The sequence below is a fragment of the Paenibacillus sedimenti genome, assembly GCF_014534655.1.
Taxonomy (GTDB): Bacteria; Bacillota; Bacilli; order Paenibacillales; family NBRC-103111; genus Paenibacillus_E; species Paenibacillus_E sedimenti.
This window is the reverse complement of record NZ_JACVVD010000019.1, coordinates 56,117-71,970: the sequence shown is the minus strand read 5'-3', so window position 1 is coordinate 71,970 and position 15,854 is coordinate 56,117. Positions and strand designations below refer to the sequence as shown.

The 15,854-nt window shown below is 42.6% G+C and carries 21 protein-coding genes; 18 read left to right on the top strand and 3 right to left on the bottom strand.

Translation table 11 applies throughout. From position 1 onward, the window contains the following. The first annotated feature begins 35 nt into the window (after nt 1-35). The 3 genes from ICC18_RS30680 to ICC18_RS30670 all read left to right on the top strand — a co-directional run bounded on the left by ICC18_RS30680 (nt 36) and on the right by ICC18_RS30670 (nt 1,515). On the top strand, nt 36-515 hold the full coding sequence (locus ICC18_RS30680) for a DUF6530 family protein (RefSeq protein ID WP_188178223.1): 480 nt from the start codon (nt 36-38) through the stop codon (nt 513-515). A 22-nt stretch (nt 516-537) separates the two neighbouring features. Next, nucleotides 538-924, top strand: a complete 387-nt coding sequence (locus tag ICC18_RS30675) for a GIY-YIG nuclease family protein (protein ID WP_188178222.1) — start codon at nt 538-540, stop codon at nt 922-924. Between the two features lie 135 nt (nt 925-1,059). Further along, nucleotides 1,060-1,515 carry a GNAT family N-acetyltransferase gene (locus ICC18_RS30670; RefSeq protein ID WP_188178221.1) on the top strand — a complete coding sequence of 152 codons (456 nt, stop codon included), beginning with the start codon at nt 1,060-1,062 and terminating at the stop codon, nt 1,513-1,515. A 22-nt stretch (nt 1,516-1,537) separates the two neighbouring features. Here the strand turns inward: ICC18_RS30670 and ICC18_RS30665 are convergent, their stop codons facing one another. Continuing rightward, on the bottom strand, nt 1,538-2,533 hold the full coding sequence (locus tag ICC18_RS30665; protein ID WP_188178220.1) for a cation diffusion facilitator family transporter: 996 nt from the start codon (nt 2,531-2,533) through the stop codon (nt 1,538-1,540). A 213-nt stretch (nt 2,534-2,746) separates the two neighbouring features. Between ICC18_RS30665 and ICC18_RS30660 the strand changes: the two genes are divergently transcribed. From ICC18_RS30660 to ICC18_RS30595, 15 genes are all read left to right on the top strand, one after another. After that, on the top strand, nt 2,747-3,058 hold the full coding sequence (locus tag ICC18_RS30660; RefSeq protein WP_188178219.1) for an ArsR/SmtB family transcription factor: 312 nt from the start codon (nt 2,747-2,749) through the stop codon (nt 3,056-3,058). 71 nt (nt 3,059-3,129) lie between these two features. Further along, nucleotides 3,130-3,495, top strand: coding sequence for a hypothetical protein (locus ICC18_RS30655; RefSeq protein WP_188178218.1), 366 nt, complete (start codon nt 3,130-3,132; stop codon nt 3,493-3,495). After that, on the top strand, nt 3,473-3,937 hold the full coding sequence (locus ICC18_RS30650; RefSeq protein WP_188178217.1) for a GNAT family N-acetyltransferase: 465 nt from the start codon (nt 3,473-3,475) through the stop codon (nt 3,935-3,937). Before ICC18_RS30655 ends, ICC18_RS30650 begins: the two co-directional genes overlap by 23 nt. Before the next feature lie 166 nt (nt 3,938-4,103). Continuing rightward, nucleotides 4,104-4,820 (top strand): metallophosphoesterase, encoded by a 717-nt coding sequence (locus ICC18_RS30645; RefSeq protein WP_223193015.1) that lies wholly within the window; start codon nt 4,104-4,106, stop codon nt 4,818-4,820. A 321-nt stretch (nt 4,821-5,141) separates the two neighbouring features. Next, nucleotides 5,142-5,393, top strand: coding sequence for a hypothetical protein (locus ICC18_RS30640; protein WP_223193014.1), 252 nt, complete (start codon nt 5,142-5,144; stop codon nt 5,391-5,393). Nucleotides 5,394-5,420: 27 nt separating this feature from the next. Further along, complete coding sequence (locus ICC18_RS30635; RefSeq protein ID WP_188178215.1) at nt 5,421-5,615, top strand: hypothetical protein; 195 nt, start codon at nt 5,421-5,423, stop codon at nt 5,613-5,615. A gap of 59 nt (nt 5,616-5,674) precedes the next feature. Then, nucleotides 5,675-6,151: a YqeG family HAD IIIA-type phosphatase gene (locus ICC18_RS30630; protein WP_188178214.1), complete on the top strand. Its 477-nt coding sequence runs from the start codon at nt 5,675-5,677 to the stop codon at nt 6,149-6,151. Between the two features lie 82 nt (nt 6,152-6,233). Then, complete coding sequence (locus ICC18_RS30625) at nt 6,234-6,884, top strand: hypothetical protein (protein ID WP_188178213.1); 651 nt, start codon at nt 6,234-6,236, stop codon at nt 6,882-6,884. A gap of 119 nt (nt 6,885-7,003) precedes the next feature. Beyond that, complete coding sequence (locus ICC18_RS34440; RefSeq protein ID WP_262495913.1) at nt 7,004-7,138, top strand: hypothetical protein; 135 nt, start codon at nt 7,004-7,006, stop codon at nt 7,136-7,138. A 118-nt stretch (nt 7,139-7,256) separates the two neighbouring features. Further along, the gene (locus ICC18_RS30620; protein WP_188178212.1) at nt 7,257-7,682 is read left to right on the top strand and encodes a DMT family transporter; all 426 of its coding nucleotides are present in this window, start codon (nt 7,257-7,259) and stop codon (nt 7,680-7,682) included. 52 nt (nt 7,683-7,734) lie between these two features. Next, nucleotides 7,735-8,433, top strand: a complete 699-nt coding sequence (locus ICC18_RS30615; RefSeq protein ID WP_188178211.1) for a Crp/Fnr family transcriptional regulator — start codon at nt 7,735-7,737, stop codon at nt 8,431-8,433. Between the two features lie 34 nt (nt 8,434-8,467). Continuing rightward, entirely contained in the window at nt 8,468-8,914 is a 447-nt protein-coding gene (locus tag ICC18_RS30610; RefSeq protein ID WP_188178210.1) for a DMT family transporter, read from the top strand. After that, entirely contained in the window at nt 8,911-9,615 is a 705-nt protein-coding gene (locus ICC18_RS30605) for a YjjG family noncanonical pyrimidine nucleotidase (protein WP_188178209.1), read from the top strand. The genes ICC18_RS30610 and ICC18_RS30605 overlap by 4 nt, the downstream gene beginning before the upstream one ends. Nucleotides 9,616-9,725: 110 nt before the next feature. Next, complete coding sequence (locus tag ICC18_RS30600; RefSeq protein ID WP_188178208.1) at nt 9,726-10,526, top strand: alpha/beta fold hydrolase; 801 nt, start codon at nt 9,726-9,728, stop codon at nt 10,524-10,526. Nucleotides 10,527-10,609: 83 nt separating this feature from the next. Continuing rightward, nucleotides 10,610-12,304, top strand: coding sequence for an extracellular solute-binding protein (locus ICC18_RS30595; protein ID WP_188178207.1), 1,695 nt, complete (start codon nt 10,610-10,612; stop codon nt 12,302-12,304). A gap of 48 nt (nt 12,305-12,352) precedes the next feature. On the opposite strand, the gene ICC18_RS30590 is transcribed toward ICC18_RS30595, so the two are convergent. Both ICC18_RS30590 and ICC18_RS30585 read right to left on the bottom strand, forming a co-directional pair. Then, on the bottom strand, nt 12,353-13,951 hold the full coding sequence (locus ICC18_RS30590; protein WP_188178206.1) for a response regulator: 1,599 nt from the start codon (nt 13,949-13,951) through the stop codon (nt 12,353-12,355). Further along, nucleotides 13,926-15,686 (bottom strand): sensor histidine kinase, encoded by a 1,761-nt coding sequence (locus tag ICC18_RS30585; protein ID WP_188178205.1) that lies wholly within the window; start codon nt 15,684-15,686, stop codon nt 13,926-13,928. Before ICC18_RS30585 ends, ICC18_RS30590 begins: the two co-directional genes overlap by 26 nt. Nucleotides 15,687-15,854: the final 168 nt, after the last annotated feature.

Genomic DNA, 15,854 nt, shown 5'->3' with positions numbered 1-15,854 from the left:
ATAAACTATAAATTAATAATCAACGGAGGATTACAATGAAAATACCAACGACTTTAAAACATAAGCCAGTTATTGTTTCAGAAAACTACGAAAATGTGGACGGCAGATACGCAAAGAACTCAGATGCCAAGGGCCTTTCATTAGGATTGGCTCAGTGGAACGACAGAGGGAAGGTCGATATATCAGCTAAAGTATGGAGATACACTGGAGAAAAATGGTCGAGACAGTCTGAAGAGTTACCTCTTCATCGAGTGATTGATCTGGCGATTCTTGTTTGCAGAGCAAGGCTTCATTTTCAAGAGGCCTATAGATACGAACAATTATATGATCCCCAGAATCCTGTTATTGACAGAGTTGGTTTACAAGGGGATGCAATGACTGTGGCTGTATGTACGGATAACGAACGGATTAATGAGGATATAAAACTGTTCAGTCAAGCTCTGAGTGATGATGATGAGCTTATTGGAGAACGATTGAGAACTTTATCGAGAATTTTAAAGGATATGGGGTATTAATGAAGAGTTAGGAGGAATAATCGTGGCACTCGACAAGCAGAAAAAGAAAGAACTCGCCGCGGAGTACAAACAAACGTTTCGGGCGATGGGCGTTTATCAGATCCGGAATATAGAGAACGGAAAAATATACGTGGACAGCAGCATGGACCTCGATGGCGCCAGAAACCGGCTGGCCTTCATGAAACAGACGAACATGAATGCGATCATCGAATTGAAGCAAGATTGGAATGAATACGGCAGAGATTGTTTCGTCTTTGAGGAACTGGACCGGATCAAGCCGCGCGAAGAATTCGTTACCGTCGTGTCTGATTTGAAAAAGTATCGGGAAGAGGTGGATGCACTGCTCGATCTATGGCTCGAAAAGCTCCAACCTTACGGGGATAAGGGGTATAACAGACTGAAGCGGTAGGTTTGAACGAAAGACTCGGTCGGGGGCCGGGTCTTTCGTAGTTATCTTGAAATAGAGTTTATATGACATCATATATTTCGTCCAAACATCGCTTAACTATGCTACATATTGTGGTGTAAAAGGCGGTGTTTATATTTGTATGAAATACGTAGAGCAAACAAAAGAGATATATTTCATATCATAGCCGTATTACATGCAGCTCATAAACAAAATAAGAGAAGAGGTTTTTATTTTCCGGCGTCAACAATATCAAGCCAACGTCTTCAGTATTTGATGAAACAACATAGATACTTCGTTCTTCAAGCCAATAAAGTAATCATTGGTGTTGTGGCTATTAAAAAAAGAAAGAAATTCTGGGAGATTGGTTCGTTGGCTGTTATACCTCGATATCAAAAGTCAGGATGGGGAGGCAAGCTGCTTCGATTTGCAGAAACTAGGTTGAAACAACAAGGCATTTATTCAGCTTTCTTGACGACGCAAACATTACATCCTGTTTTGCCTCGTTATTATTATTCAAAAGGTTATAGAAGAGTAAAGCAGTTTACTGTGAAGCATACAAAGTGGACGATATTTCGAAAAAGTTTACATTGAACGGCTTTGAATTTCATCATTTCTATACCTTGCACTCTGCATGTTGTAAATTCGATTTCTCCACTTGTATGGTTGTATGCTGAATTTGAAATTTGCTCTCCATTTCATGGATTGCTTTTTGTAATATTTCTTGACTGTCCCTGGAATCCTCGATCAGCATATGACAACTCAAGGAATCAAGACCGGATGTAATTGTCCAAATATGAAGATCGTGCACATTGATGACACCTTCGATGCTTTCTAACGTTTTTTTAACCCGATCTAATTCAATGGTTACTGGTGTACCTTCCATTAAGATATGAACTGCATGGCGGATAACCCCCCAGGCGCCTTTCAAAATAAGAAGCGCAACAATAACGCTAATAATTGGATCAGCAATGTACCAGTCAAAGAAGAACATCAGTAATCCGGCAAAGATAGCGCCAACAGAGCCCAAGGCGTCACCGATTACATGTAAATATGCACTCCGCACATTGATGTTTTCTTTAACATCACTTTGCTTCATTAGCGCCCAAGCACTAAGAAGGTTTGCGAGCAATCCGACTGCAGCAATCAAGATCATGGAACCACTCGACACAGTAGGCGGAGCGACAAAACGTCCATAAGCTTCTTTGATGATAAATCCGGAAATAATAAACAAAGTAACTCCGTTAAATAGGGCTGCAAGTATTTCAAATCGGTAATTCCCATACGATTTCCGCGGAGTTGCCGGTCTAGTGGCGAACCACATAGCAACTAGACTTAATGCCAAGGACGCGGCATCACTTAACATGTGTCCAGAGTCTGATAGAAGAGCTAGACTATTTGTAATTAATCCACCAAAAAACTCTAAGAACATAATTCCGCTTGTAATAATAAGTGCGATAGTTAGACCCTTTTTGTTATTGGGAGCATGGGAGTGCCCGTGTCCATGGTTGTGTCCATGATGGTGACCGTGTTCATGATGGTGACCGTGACGATGAGTGTGGCCATGGTGATCATGGGAATGATCATCATGAGAATGACTGTATTTTGACATGCTGTATACCTCCAAAACTATATATGATCATTTATTCATATGTATTATATTCCAGATTATTATGTATGGCAATAAAAATCCGAAGAACAAGCATTTATCATTCCCTGTTTCTTCAGAGTTGTCACCTACATTTTTTAATCGGTCCGATTAATACGATTTCTGGTATAATAATCAGTAAATCGTAATTTTTATCGTCGGAAAGTGAGAGCTATTATGGAAGAAGTATTAAAGGAACAAATGATATCAGAGCAAGCTGTCTCGGAACTCGCAGAAATATTCAAGGCACTTGGAGATCCGACCAGGTTGAAAATTATTCATACTTTGTTGAATACTGAGCTTTGCGTACACGATATTGTTCAGGTCTTGGAGATGGGCCAATCGGCAGTCTCCCATCAATTGAGATATTTACGCAATCTTAGAATCGTCAAGCGGCGCAAAGTAGGCAAGACCGTTTATTACTCACTGGATGACGAACATATCGAACAAATTTTCGTACAGATGCTTCAGCACGTCAAGCATGGTTAAAGATATCGAGTGCAAAGACAATCCATGAATACGATTCATGGATGATTTCATAAAAAGGAGAATTCTTCTTCGTGAATGAAAAAAAACCTTTATATTACGTAGAACAAATTGAGAAAATCGAAATCGAGCTTACCAAGCTGAATGCTAGCCGATCTATGGTTCCTGTGGAACGGCAATTCGAAGTCTTACAAATAGGAGACTCCATTTTGCTTCGGGATCAGACGGATCCGGCATCGATTTATTATAATCGTATCAAAGGATTCGGTCCTCAAGATCTTTCAAATCTGGATAATCTGCTTAGCTATTACAATAATAGCTCTCCTTGCTTTGATATGACTCCTAACCATATGACAGAAGATGTAACTCGCGCACTAAGCGAAAAGGGATTTATCCCCCGTCGAGCAACTTGTTTTTATGTTTACCGATCCAACGAGTGAGTTGGAGTCAACATCTGCGTTTCAAATCGAACGTGTAACTGAGCGGAATGCCGAAGAATTTATTCGATGGATCGTACGATCAAAGGATGGCGTGGAGCTCAACAAGGAAATGATCGAGCGGATTAAAGCCTATTTTTACAGTCCTATTTTCTTAAATTATATGCTCAGGATCGACGGGAGGCCTGCGGCTATGGGGTCACTTTTTCTGAAAGATCAAGAAGGTTATATAGCAAATGACTTTACATTCGAATCTTTTCGGGGTAGAGGCTGTCAACTGGCGTTACTGAGGCATAGGCTTTCTGAAGCTGCCAAACTTGGAATCAAGACCGTTTATACGGATGTGGAATTCGGTACGATTAGTCATGGTAATATGGAAAAGTCTGGATTTAAGACGGCATATATTAATACTTTTTGGATCAAGAAACAAAATAGTAACCTTTAACTTTTTGATATATGATAGTGATATGTCGAACAAGAAGAATATTAGTCGCCGTAGTTTTTTAAAGAAAAGCGCTCTCTGGATGGGTGGTTTACTATCGATACCGCCTTTGAGTTACGGGTATGCCACTTTGGTAGAACCCGGCTGGTTACAGGTGGAGAGAATATCGTTGACGTTTCCCACACTGCCGGAAGCATTCAAGGGACTTCGTATCGTGCATTTCAGTGATCTTCATTTTGGATTCCATTTCGATATCAAGCAGTTAATGAGCGTAGCAGAGAAGATTCAGGCAGAACAACCGGATATCGTATGCTTTACTGGCGATCTGGTCGATTATGCTCTCGGTTCCCATAATAAAGAGATTAGTAGCGTATTAAATACGATAAGAGCGAAATATGGCTGTTATGCCGTGCTAGGCAATCATGATTACTACGGGGATGCTAGTGCAGTAGCGGCCGTTCTAGAGGCCGGTGGGTTCCGCTGCCTACGGAATAGTGGGAGTAGGGTACAGCAAGGAAATCAATCCATTTGGATCGCTGGGGTCGAAGACATGTGGGAGGGTACTCCAGATCTAAAGGCAGCTATGAACATGGTGAAAAAAGAAGAATGGGTGCTATTACTCTCCCACGCACCTGATTTTGCCGATGTCGCTGTCTTAGAATCCATCCATTTGCAACTCTCAGGACATAGCCACGGCGGTCAAGTGAGGCTCCCGCTTATCGGCCCGCTGGCTTCGGTTCCTTATGGCGTCAAATATCCATGCGGACTTTACCAGGTTGGGAAAGACAAGTCTTTTGCCTTATATACAAACCGGGGTATCGGAGTATCGGTACGTCCAATTCGGTTTATGTGTCGTCCGGAGCTAACTGTTCTAACACTAGTTTAAGTATTATTAAGCTTGTGACCGCATAGGTATTTAATAACCCCTCATGGGAGAGGGAAGCCTTGACGACGAGCCATCCTGATAAAGGAGGTTCAACTGTATGAAGATGAAAGATGATACCCTCATACAGCTACTCGTACTTATTGTGATGATCGTCGAGTTGGCAATGAAGAATCATTAAGTTAGGCAGAAGAGGGAGAGCTTTTTAAGCTTTCCCTTTTCTGTTTCTCGTCATTTCCTAAAGTTTGAATAAATTCATCCATATCCAAGCAAATTAATTTATATGAACGTACAGGTTTAGAACGTTTTGGAGGAAAATTCAACGTGAAGAAGACATTTGATAATATCGATCGAAAATGGAATCGTAATGAAGGGATTGGCGAGGATGGGATTCTCGGAAAAGAGCTAGAAGTTGATTCAGATGTTAACGAGGATCGCAACCGTGAGCAGCAATTGGACGCTTCTTTTCAGGACTGGTACCGCAACATCGGGTATTGGGTGCAACAAAAGGAAGATATGACTCAGGTGCCGAAGGCTAGCGTCTTCGATGCCGCTGCTGATACTGACACCGAATAGCATGATCAAAAATTGGAGGTATGTACGATGTCCGATAGAACTAGACTCCCGAAAAGTCTTCTTTCAAACAAGACGCATATTTTTAAAAACGGAGTTCAATCAGCAACGAATTATGTACAGAACGCCATAGAAAATGTGACTGAATCCACCCAAGACGCTACACAAAACTTGGTGAATAACGTCATGAGAAAACGACAAGATGAAGATAACAAGATGACGTAAAATGGTAAGTGGAACAAATATATCATCTGACTAAAAATAACGCGGCAATGGAGGATGTTATGCCTATTTTTAAACCTTCCCAAATTGCTCACTCCATTTATGAAATAGATGGAGATGCGCTGCAGCGGGCAGGAATTAAAGGGATAATACTTGATTGGAATAATACATTAATGAAGAAGAATGCTGAGTCTGTATCGGATGCACTGATAACATGGCTGAAAAACTTTCAGTCCCGATATGCGATTAAATTGATTATTGTTTCGAACAGTAAACCACCGACGCAAGAAAACGTGCTGATTAATGAAATTCCAGCTTTGTTCGAAGCGGGTAAACCGAAGAAGAAAGCATTTATTAACGCTTTGAATATACTTGGTACCCGTAGAAACGAGACAGCTGTAATCGGCAATGGCATTATTACTGATTTATGGGGTGGAAACCGGTTAGGGATGTACACGATTTTCGTATCTCCATCATGGACGAAACCTCATTTTATTGGGATGGTAAAACGGCTGGTGGTAAAAGTGCTTCGAGTATAGATATATCAAAAAAACAGGATAAATTTTCTGATTGTGATTCATCCTAATCTGTAGATTTTCTATTAATTGGAGGATTCTTCGGATGATCGCAATGAAATATCTCATTAAATGCTTTTATGTAGCTGAGACTTGTATCTTATTGATATTGACAGGTTGTACAGGCAGCAATCCGGTTAAAGATCGTCCGCATATAATGACACCTAATTGGTCTAATTATCGGGGTATTAACGAGGGTACTAAAGATGATGGTTTACATACCTTGGGATTGGAAAACGATCATTTATCAACAACGTTAGCGTTTCATCCGGAGATCGCGGAAAGCATATTATCTCAGTATCCAGGCATCCAGTCGACCTATGTATTTTTTACAAAAGAGAACTGTTACATAGCTTTTGTCCCAAATGAACTTAACCCTACATTAAAAGCTTCGCAGGAGAAAATATTTCATCGTGTTGATAAAAAAGGAGCTACCAGTTATTTCGAGAAACCTGACATGATAAACCGGGTTGATTGGATAAGTCAAAGTAGAAATATGCCTACAAGATCGCTCGAAGCAATAGGCCGGGATGCGGAAAAATATATGCCAACTTATATCAAAAGGATATATGTAAGTGCAAATCCTAACTTTGTCAATTGCCTTCGTTTTTATTCTCAAGAAGTGGAAGAGCATGGTGATTTAAGTATGTATTTGAATGAGTTCAATAAGATAGTGGAGAGAGTATTCCCTGATTAATAATAATATCGCAATTTGTGACGTTCGAAGCTTGGGCCAATGGTTCAGACTTGAATTATTATTCAATTTCTAAGGTACACTATACATTGTTCGCTCAAAAAACTGTGGAGGTGTTCGTAATGCGTCAGGTAAATAAAACAATGATCATTGCATCGACAGCAGCCGCGGCGGCAGTCATGGGATCGGTTATTTTTGGCGTTTACAGGGTAAGAAACAGCAACATTTTTGAGCGGATTAAAAACAGATTGACCTAAGGAAAGGGGGCGAGAAATCGCCTCCTTTTTGATTCAATAAATTGAGGACATATGTCCTTTCCCATAACCTCGATTTATCATTTAATAATGGACATAAAGCAATCGAGGAGAGAGATAAATGAGAGGGAGTTTATTTGCGTTTTTTGGCGGGGCCTTTATTACCTTGCAAGGAGTAGCCAATTCTCGCATTAGTCAAGATATTGGCACTTGGCAGGCGGCGACGATCACCCAGTTAACCGGATTCGTGATGGCTTTGCTTATCCTTCTGTTCGTCCGAGACAGGAATTGGCAAGGGTTTAAGCAAGTGAAACCGATATACCTGCTTGGCGGCGCCTTTGGGGCAGTTATTATTTTCAGCAATGTCACGGCCATTCAGCAGATCGGTGTTACCCTTACGATATCTGCTCTGCTAATTTCACAGCTCAGTCTGACCTTTTTAATCGATAGTAACGGATGGTTCGGCGTGGTGAAGCAGAAGATGAAGCTGCCGCAGTTCATCGGCATCGGGATGATGATAGCCGGTGTGGTGCTTCTAAGGTTTTGATTGTACAATTATGCCAGAATGTGTCATGTTATGATGGAGGTGAAACCGAATAATGAAAGAAATAAATGATCGTGAGCAACTGAATCATTATTTGCAGGCTTATCGAATGGAATCCATCTTTAATGAACAATTAATACCGCATTTATCGCTATATAGCTTTGAGCAAGGGGAACTTATCTGTTCTCAAGGAGAATCTCCACAGTATCTGTACGTGCTTGTTAAGGGGAAAATTAAAATCTACACCACCTCGGCGGAAGGTAAATCACTCATTCTCTCTTTTAAGACACCGCTTGAGTTGGTCGGGGATATTGAATACGTACGAGGAACTGATATTCTCAATACGGTTGAGGCCGTATCGACTGTCTCCATGATCGGTGTTCATCATCGCTGGTTGAAAAAATACGGCAAAGATTACGCACCATTGCTGCAATTTTTACTGGAAATCATAACACAGAAGTTTTACGTCAAGTCGAATTCTTTGAGCTTTAATTTGATGTATCCGGTGGAAGTCCGATTGGCAAGTTATCTGTTGTCCGTCTGCTTTGATGAATCAGATTCTCTATTTAACGGGCAACTGAGGTCAGCCAATCTAAGGGATGCAGCGAACTTAATTGGAACCAGCTATAGACATCTGAATCGGGTTATAGGGCAGTTTTGTACAGAGGGTCTGATTGAGCGTAACAAAGGGTTCATCCTTGTTAAGGACAGGGAGAGATTAAGTGCGCTTGCGAGTCATAATATCTACGAATAAATCGTATAAAATCGGTCAAACGGGAGAATAAAAGATGATTCTAGGACTATTATTTGCACTTATCGCAGGTTCGCTGGTCAGTGTGCAAAATATATTCAACAGTAAGGTGAATGAACGCGCGGGATCTTGGGCGACAACTTCCGTAGTATTAGGTATGGGGTTCGCAGCCTCGCTGACGATCGGACTAATCAATGAAGGGAAACATTTATTTATCCTGCAACATATGCAGCCCTGGTACTGGTTCAGCGGTTTGATCGGGGTAGGTGTGGTAATCTGTCTGGTACAGGGAATTAGGTTGCTTGGCCCTACGTTTGCCATTTCTATCGTTCTGACAGCACAGCTCGGCTTTGCTTTACTGTTGGATTCATTAGGTTGGTTAGGTCTGGATAAGGTTCCTTTTACTTTCAACAAGTTGATCGGTGTGCTGGTCATAGCCGGCGGCATTTTTGTATTTAAATTAGGCGGTGGACGTGAGATATGAAAGAATACCGAACTTTATTATTTGATGTAGATGATACATTATTGGATTTTAGGGCAGCAGAGAAATTAGCGTTGCGCTTGCTTTTCGAGGATCAAAAAACTCCCTTAACCACTGAAATCGAAGCTGATTATAGAAAAATAAATCAAGGTCTCTGGAGGTCCTTTGAAGAAGGAAAAATAGATCAGAATGAGGTCGTAAATACTCGCTTTTTAATTTTATTTAAGGAGTACGGCATAGAGGTTGATGGAGCTTTACTGGAAAAGAAATATCGAGGCTATTTAGAAGAGGGGCATCAGCATGTTAATGGCGCTTTTGAATTGATCATGGACCTGCAAAATAAATATGATTTATATATTGTTACTAATGGTGTTTCCAAGACTCAGGATAAACGCTTACGTGATTCAGGATTATATCCGTTATTTAAAGATATTTTTGTTTCGGAGGACACGGGCTTTCAAAAACCGATGAAGGAATATTTTGATTATGTCTTTGCACGAATTCCTGATTTCTCTGTGGAACATGGATTAATTATCGGAGATTCTTTAAGCTCGGATATTAAAGGCGGACAGCTAGCCGGACTAGACACATGTTGGTTCAACCCGGATATGATACCCAATGAAACTGAAATGGTTCCAACGTATGAAATACACAAGCTTAATGAGCTTTATCGAATTTTAAATGTTTCAAATACACAAGCTTGAGAAATCAGGCTTTTTTTTGTGAATTTTTGCTAAAAAAATAGGCTAACACCAATATTTGCTTAGGTGAGTATCTTATTGTTGAGACCATTTAATAGTACGGAGGTATCGACGTGGGATACTTTGTTGATGTAGAACCAGGTGTGAATTTATTTGTGGAAGATATAAACCCCGGGGGCAGCAAGACGATCGTGTTTATCCATGGTTGGCCGTTAAGCCATAAACAGTTTGAATATCAGTTTAATGTTCTTCCGGCAATGGGATATCGCTGTATAGGAATAGACTGGAGGGGGTTCGGTCATTCTGATAAACCAATAGGCGGCTACAATTTTGACCGTTTGGCAGATGATATCCGCGCCGTTGTGGCTGCACTTCAATTAAACAACTTCACACTTGCAGGTCACTCCACGGGTGGAGCGATAGCCATTCGTTACATGGCTCGATACAATGGTTACGGAGTATCGAAACTTGTCCTTATAGACGCTGCAGCTCCTACAGGTTTTACAACAGAAACGGCTAATAAACTTCTTGCTGAAACGTTAAATGACCGCCCTAAAATGTTACAGGGAGTAACGGACACTTTTTTCTTTCAGTATATCACCGTACCATTCTCAGACTGGTTTTTTCAAATGGGATTACAGGCAGCAAGCTGGTCAACCGCAGCAATTATCATTCTGCTTAGAGATGAGAACCTGATGGCCGATCTGCCCAAAATAGTTGTCCCTACTTTAATCATTCACGGCATTCATGACAGGGTGATCCCATTTACCCAAGCACAGGAACTCAAACAAAAAATAAGAAATTCAGTGCTTGTCCCGTTTCAATATAGCGGTCATGGACCTTTCTGGGAAGAACGTGACAAGTTTAATCAGTTATTAACTCAATTTATTGATTATGAGGCCATGATTGTTTAATTTTGGGCATATACGTGAAATAATTTCTTTTGTTACGATAACAATATGAAGTCGAAAGAAAATGGAGCAGAGAGGGGAAGAGTATGAAGAGAAACAAATGGGCTACTATGATGACAAGTCTAATGCTGTTGAGTTCAGTTGCAATGGGCTGCACTTCCAACGAGGGGAGTCAGCCTTCGCCAACGCCGAATGGACAAGAACCGGCCAAAAAAGCGGTAAACGGCAAGTTTGAACCGCCCGTTACGATCACGACGGCTCGAGTGGTCGGATCGGATTACGTGTTCATCAACGGCGAGACCATTCAAGACAATGTACATAACAAATGGGCTAAAGAAAAGTTGGGCATCGAGATCAAAGACTTATGGGATACGCCGGATAATGCGGCATACCATACGAAAATCAGGCTATCGCTGACTACACAAAATCAGCTTCCCGACTTGTTTATCGTGCAGGATCCGAATTTGATTGCCGATCTTATGCAATCGGGCAAAGTCATGGATATACAGCAAGCTTTTGACAAGTACGCTTCGGAACGGATGAAGAAGCTGTATTCGGACAACAAGTCCGCGCTCAACCAGGTAAAAGCGAATGGTAAGCTGCTAGGGCTGCCCATATTCAGTGGTGGCGATGGTACGAACCCTGTCATGTGGATCCGGCAGGATTGGTTAGATCAATTAAATTTGAAAGCGCCTACGACGATCGAAGAGTTCGAAAAGGTGATGGATGCTTTTACGAACCAGGATCCGGATGGCAACGGCAAGAAGGATACGTTCGGATTCAGCTTTGCGGCAAAAAACGGTTTCTCTAACTGGATGTCCGATGCGAGCTTTGTCTTCGGCGCTTACTCCGGAAAGTTTCTTCCAATGTCAGGAGATCGTCCGCATTGGCAAAAGGCGAGCGACGGTACGTTGAAATACGGCTCGATTCAACCTGGCATCAAAGACGCATTGGGCAAAATGCGCGATTGGTATGGGAAAGGATACCTGGATCCCGAATTAGCTGCTCTTGACGAAATAAAAGCGACGGAAAGCTTTATTCAGGGGAAATCGGGGATCATCGCTGCACCGTTCTGGGCGAACGGTTGGCCGCTCGGAGATGTGACGAAGAACAATCCGAACGCGCTTGTCAGAGCCTATCCTCTGCCTGTCGGACCGGATGGCAAGACAGCACGATATAACGGTTTGATCAACGAAGGCAAAGTCATGATGTTCAATAAAGATTTTAAGCACATGGATGCCTTCTTCCTGTATATGGACAAAATATATGATAGTCCATTCAGTACGGGTGACTTTAAGGACGGTTTCTTTGAGGGATATGACTATGCGATGGTAAACGGTGAGCCGGTTTACGATCCGAAAAAGTTTCCGAAGCCGCTGGAAAAAGCTGCGACTTCGGGCAAGTACAACTTGTTCTGGAATACGCCTGCCATACCGTTTCAGGGTTCGAAAGATTGGGATTACATTTATCAAGGCAACAAACCGGAGACAGCAGGTCAAAAGGCAATTACAGTCGCCGATAAAGAGCAAATTCGTGCAGGAGCGTTGAACTATCAACTGAAAAACAGCAATGCGCCAACCGAGTTCATAGGGAGTCCAACGGAGACGCAGCGAAGCAAAGGCGAAAATCTGAAGACGATGGAATTGGAAACTTTCGCCAAAATCATTTATGGAAAAGAGCCTTTGGATAAATTTGATTCATTCGTCGCGGATTGGAAAAGCAAAGGCGGGGATCAAATAGAAAAAGAAGTGAACGATTGGTACAAAAGCGTCAATCAATGAGTAAAAGGGGGCCTCGGGTGAGGCTCCCTTCTCTATGGGGTAAAAAAGTTATGGATTCCTGTAGGATTGCGGCGTGCAGTGATAATACTCTTTAAACAATTTGATGAAGTATTGTGTTTTCTGATAGCCGACTTCTTGAGCGATATCCGATACTTTTTTATTCGTTTGGGTGAGCAAGCGCGCAGCTTTCTCCATTCTGACCCGGGTAATATAAGCGGAAAGGCTATCTCCGGTTTCCTTTTTGTACAACCGAGATAGATACACCGGGTGCAAATAGACGTGTTCGCCGACTTTGGTTAAGGATACATCCTCATGAAGATGAAGTTGAATAAATTCATGAATTTGCCGGATGATATGGCTTCGACCGGACGTGGTATCGGTTAAGGTACGCCTGAACTGATCAATTAGCGGCAGCACCCAGTCCCTGATCTGTTCGCCGGAATGAAAATAATACGGATTGGAGATTAGTGAGAAGTTTCCGATCAAATCTGTCAAGGAATCGCCCTGTTTATTAGCCATGAATGTGAAACAGGCATACAAATAATTGACAACTTCAACGATATGATACTGCGTACGATAGGGAGGCTTGCCAAGCTCTTCCAGAATCATCCCGATCTTCTCCACGACTTCTTCCCAACGGTTCGCTTCCATGCATTGAAGGATAGACGGCTCCTCATAAAGCTTCGCTAAAGGCTTATATTCCGGTTTGCTGCTTAAAGAGCCATTATGTAAAATAACACCGTCTTGAATCCCGATCCGCCACCAAAAATCATTCAAAGCTTGCAAATAAAAACGGTTTACATGAGTCCGAAGCGGAAACCGCTCCGTAAACAACACGGATATATTTCTTTTCAAAAAGGTTTTAGCAGCCTGCTGCAGCTCAGAAATTCGTACTTCCCAAAGCTTCCTTTCGCCCAAGGAATCCGCAGGAAGGACAAGGGCTATAAACTGATGGGAGTCTTTACACCACCATAGCGAGGAGCCGGCATGAATTTCCCGGAAAAAGATTTCTTCAGCCATGTTAAGCAGGGCGTAAGTGAAGAGCTCGATATCTTCCCGCGTCTCGATAGGAGACATTTGCAATCGAATCAGCAGCAGCGTGCAGTCATCGATTGGATGCAAAGGCAACCTCAAGGCATCCATTTGACGTCGCAATTCGTCTTCAGCGAAGGATTTGCCAAGCAGCAGGTCGAGCAGGAGATGCTCGCGCATACGCGTATTTCCTAATCGAATGACTGCTTCAGCTTTATTAACATCCTGCAAACGTTTGTTCTCCGCAAGAATCCGGTCCGTTACTTTTCGAATGCATGCGGTAACCTCGCCGCCTGTGACCGGTTTTAACAAATAGTCGGCTGCGCCGTGTTGTATCGCTTTTTTGGCGTATTCAAATTCGGAATAGCCGGAGAGCACTATCACTTTTGTCTCAGGGGATTGGCTATGGAGCGTTTCCAGCAAATCCAGACCGCTTTTTTCAGGCATCCGGATATCGGTAAGCAGCAGAGGCACCGGATATTTCTTGACGATGTCGAGCGCTTCATCAACTGAGCTTGCCCGGTATACTTTCGCAATCCCGCACTGGTTCCATTCTACACTTTCCTGCAAATAATCCAGCACATATTCCTCATCGTCCACCAGCAATACATTCATACGGAAATTCCTCCTTTCTAGTCGATGGGATATTTACGGTCACGCAGAAGCCGCCCCATACGTTGTTTGTGAATTTCAAACCTGAATCCGGACCGAATTGGTTGATAAGGCGATGGTGAATATTCCATAAACCGCAGCCGATCTCATCCGAATTACGCTGGCTGTACACCTGGACTGTCAGTTCCCGAATGTTCGGTTCAGGCATGCCTGCGCCATCATCTTCAACGGTAATGGTATACCCATCGTCACTCCATGATCCCTGAATCCGAATGATCCCTGAATCCCTTTTTCTCTCCAGACCATGAACGACAGCATTCTCGACTAACGGTTGAAGCAGCAGAGTAGGAACGGACAATTCCAGCATCGATGGCAGAATATCTATCTCGTAAGTTAGCCGCTTATTTCGAAGTGATTGAACTTGGAGATAACTTTCAATAAGGCTTATTTCGTCAGCCAGCGTGGAATCCGTTCCTGCTTTGCGGGTAATATAACGATAAAATTGAGCCAAGTTTTTGGCCATGGAAGTGACGGCATCAGGAGATTTATGAGCCATACTCACAATATAAAATAAGCAGTTGTACAGAAAATGCGGATTGATCTGCGACTGCAAATGCTTATATTCCGCTTCCCGTGTCCGAACCCGCTCCTCATACACATTTTCAATCAGGGATTGGATACGCGACGCCATTTCATTAAATTTTGCAAATAAATAATCAAATTCGTTGTTTGTTCTAACGACCGCTCTGCTGTTGTAATCGCCTGAACCCAGGCTCTCGATTTTGCGGACCATATAACCGAATGGAATTCGAAAGTGGCGATACAGCAAGTATGACATGCCCACGCCGGAAACAAAGAGTAAGATCAGGCTGGTATTTACGAGCCGGTTAACTTTTTTGAAGGGACTCAAGAATTCATTCAATTGAATGTAGCTGACCAGCGTACCGCCCAAGGAAGGGACACGAATCGTTTGCACCAAGAATTCGGTTCCATCCATTTTGAGTACGGAGAGATGGGGATGTCCGCCGGCAGTATTATCTTGAAGCGCACCTTCATGTTCCAAAAGCGTTAGGAAGTCCTTGTTGATCGTTTGATTCGCAATCGTAGTGGAATCGGACAAGTAAAGGAAAGACGTTCCGTTCCCCGACGCATCAAGGCCCTTAAGAACGGATTTCAAATAATCGCCTGGTATGGCAGTTTCAACGATGGCAGTCACATTGCTCAAATCCGCCTTATAAATAGACGGGTTCGTGAACAGCAAATGAAAGGATAGCGCATCTAGATCGTCCTTGCGGATAAACCACTTGTTCTTCGGCATAGCGGCCAGTTCAACGTCTTGATAGGCAAGACTTCCCTTGGTGGAGAGGGCTTCTTTAATTTGTGGCCAGTAAACGCTTACATCATGAGCAAGAGTATTCGCCTGGCTTTGAAGAATCAGCTTTTCCTCGACATTTTTCCGCATTAATAAATGGTCGACATACTCGAGAAAATCCCAAGAGCTGGAGTACGCTTTAATGTTGGAATCGTTCACGAGAAGCAGCGTTTGCGTTTCGAGCTGTCTTAAGGATTGTTCCAGCTGAAGCACCGTAAACTCCAACTGCTTGGCTGCCGAGTTTTCGAGCGTTTCCCTGAGCACATTCTCGCCGACTTTGTTGGAGTAGGAAAAAAGCAGGGTGGCTGGAATGAGCAGGACGATCAGCATGATCAGCATATTGCGGAATATTTTATATTTTACCATGAGTTCACCGCCTGAAGGTTGAATTTGGGTAAAAGGTTATCAAAGGGGACATAGAAGTTAAGACAGTGTCATAGGTGCCGGGAGATCCCGTTGGTATAATAGTAGCAGAAGTAGTCCAAAGTACAATGACTGGATTCAGGAAGGGGAGAAATAGATGAAAAATACTCG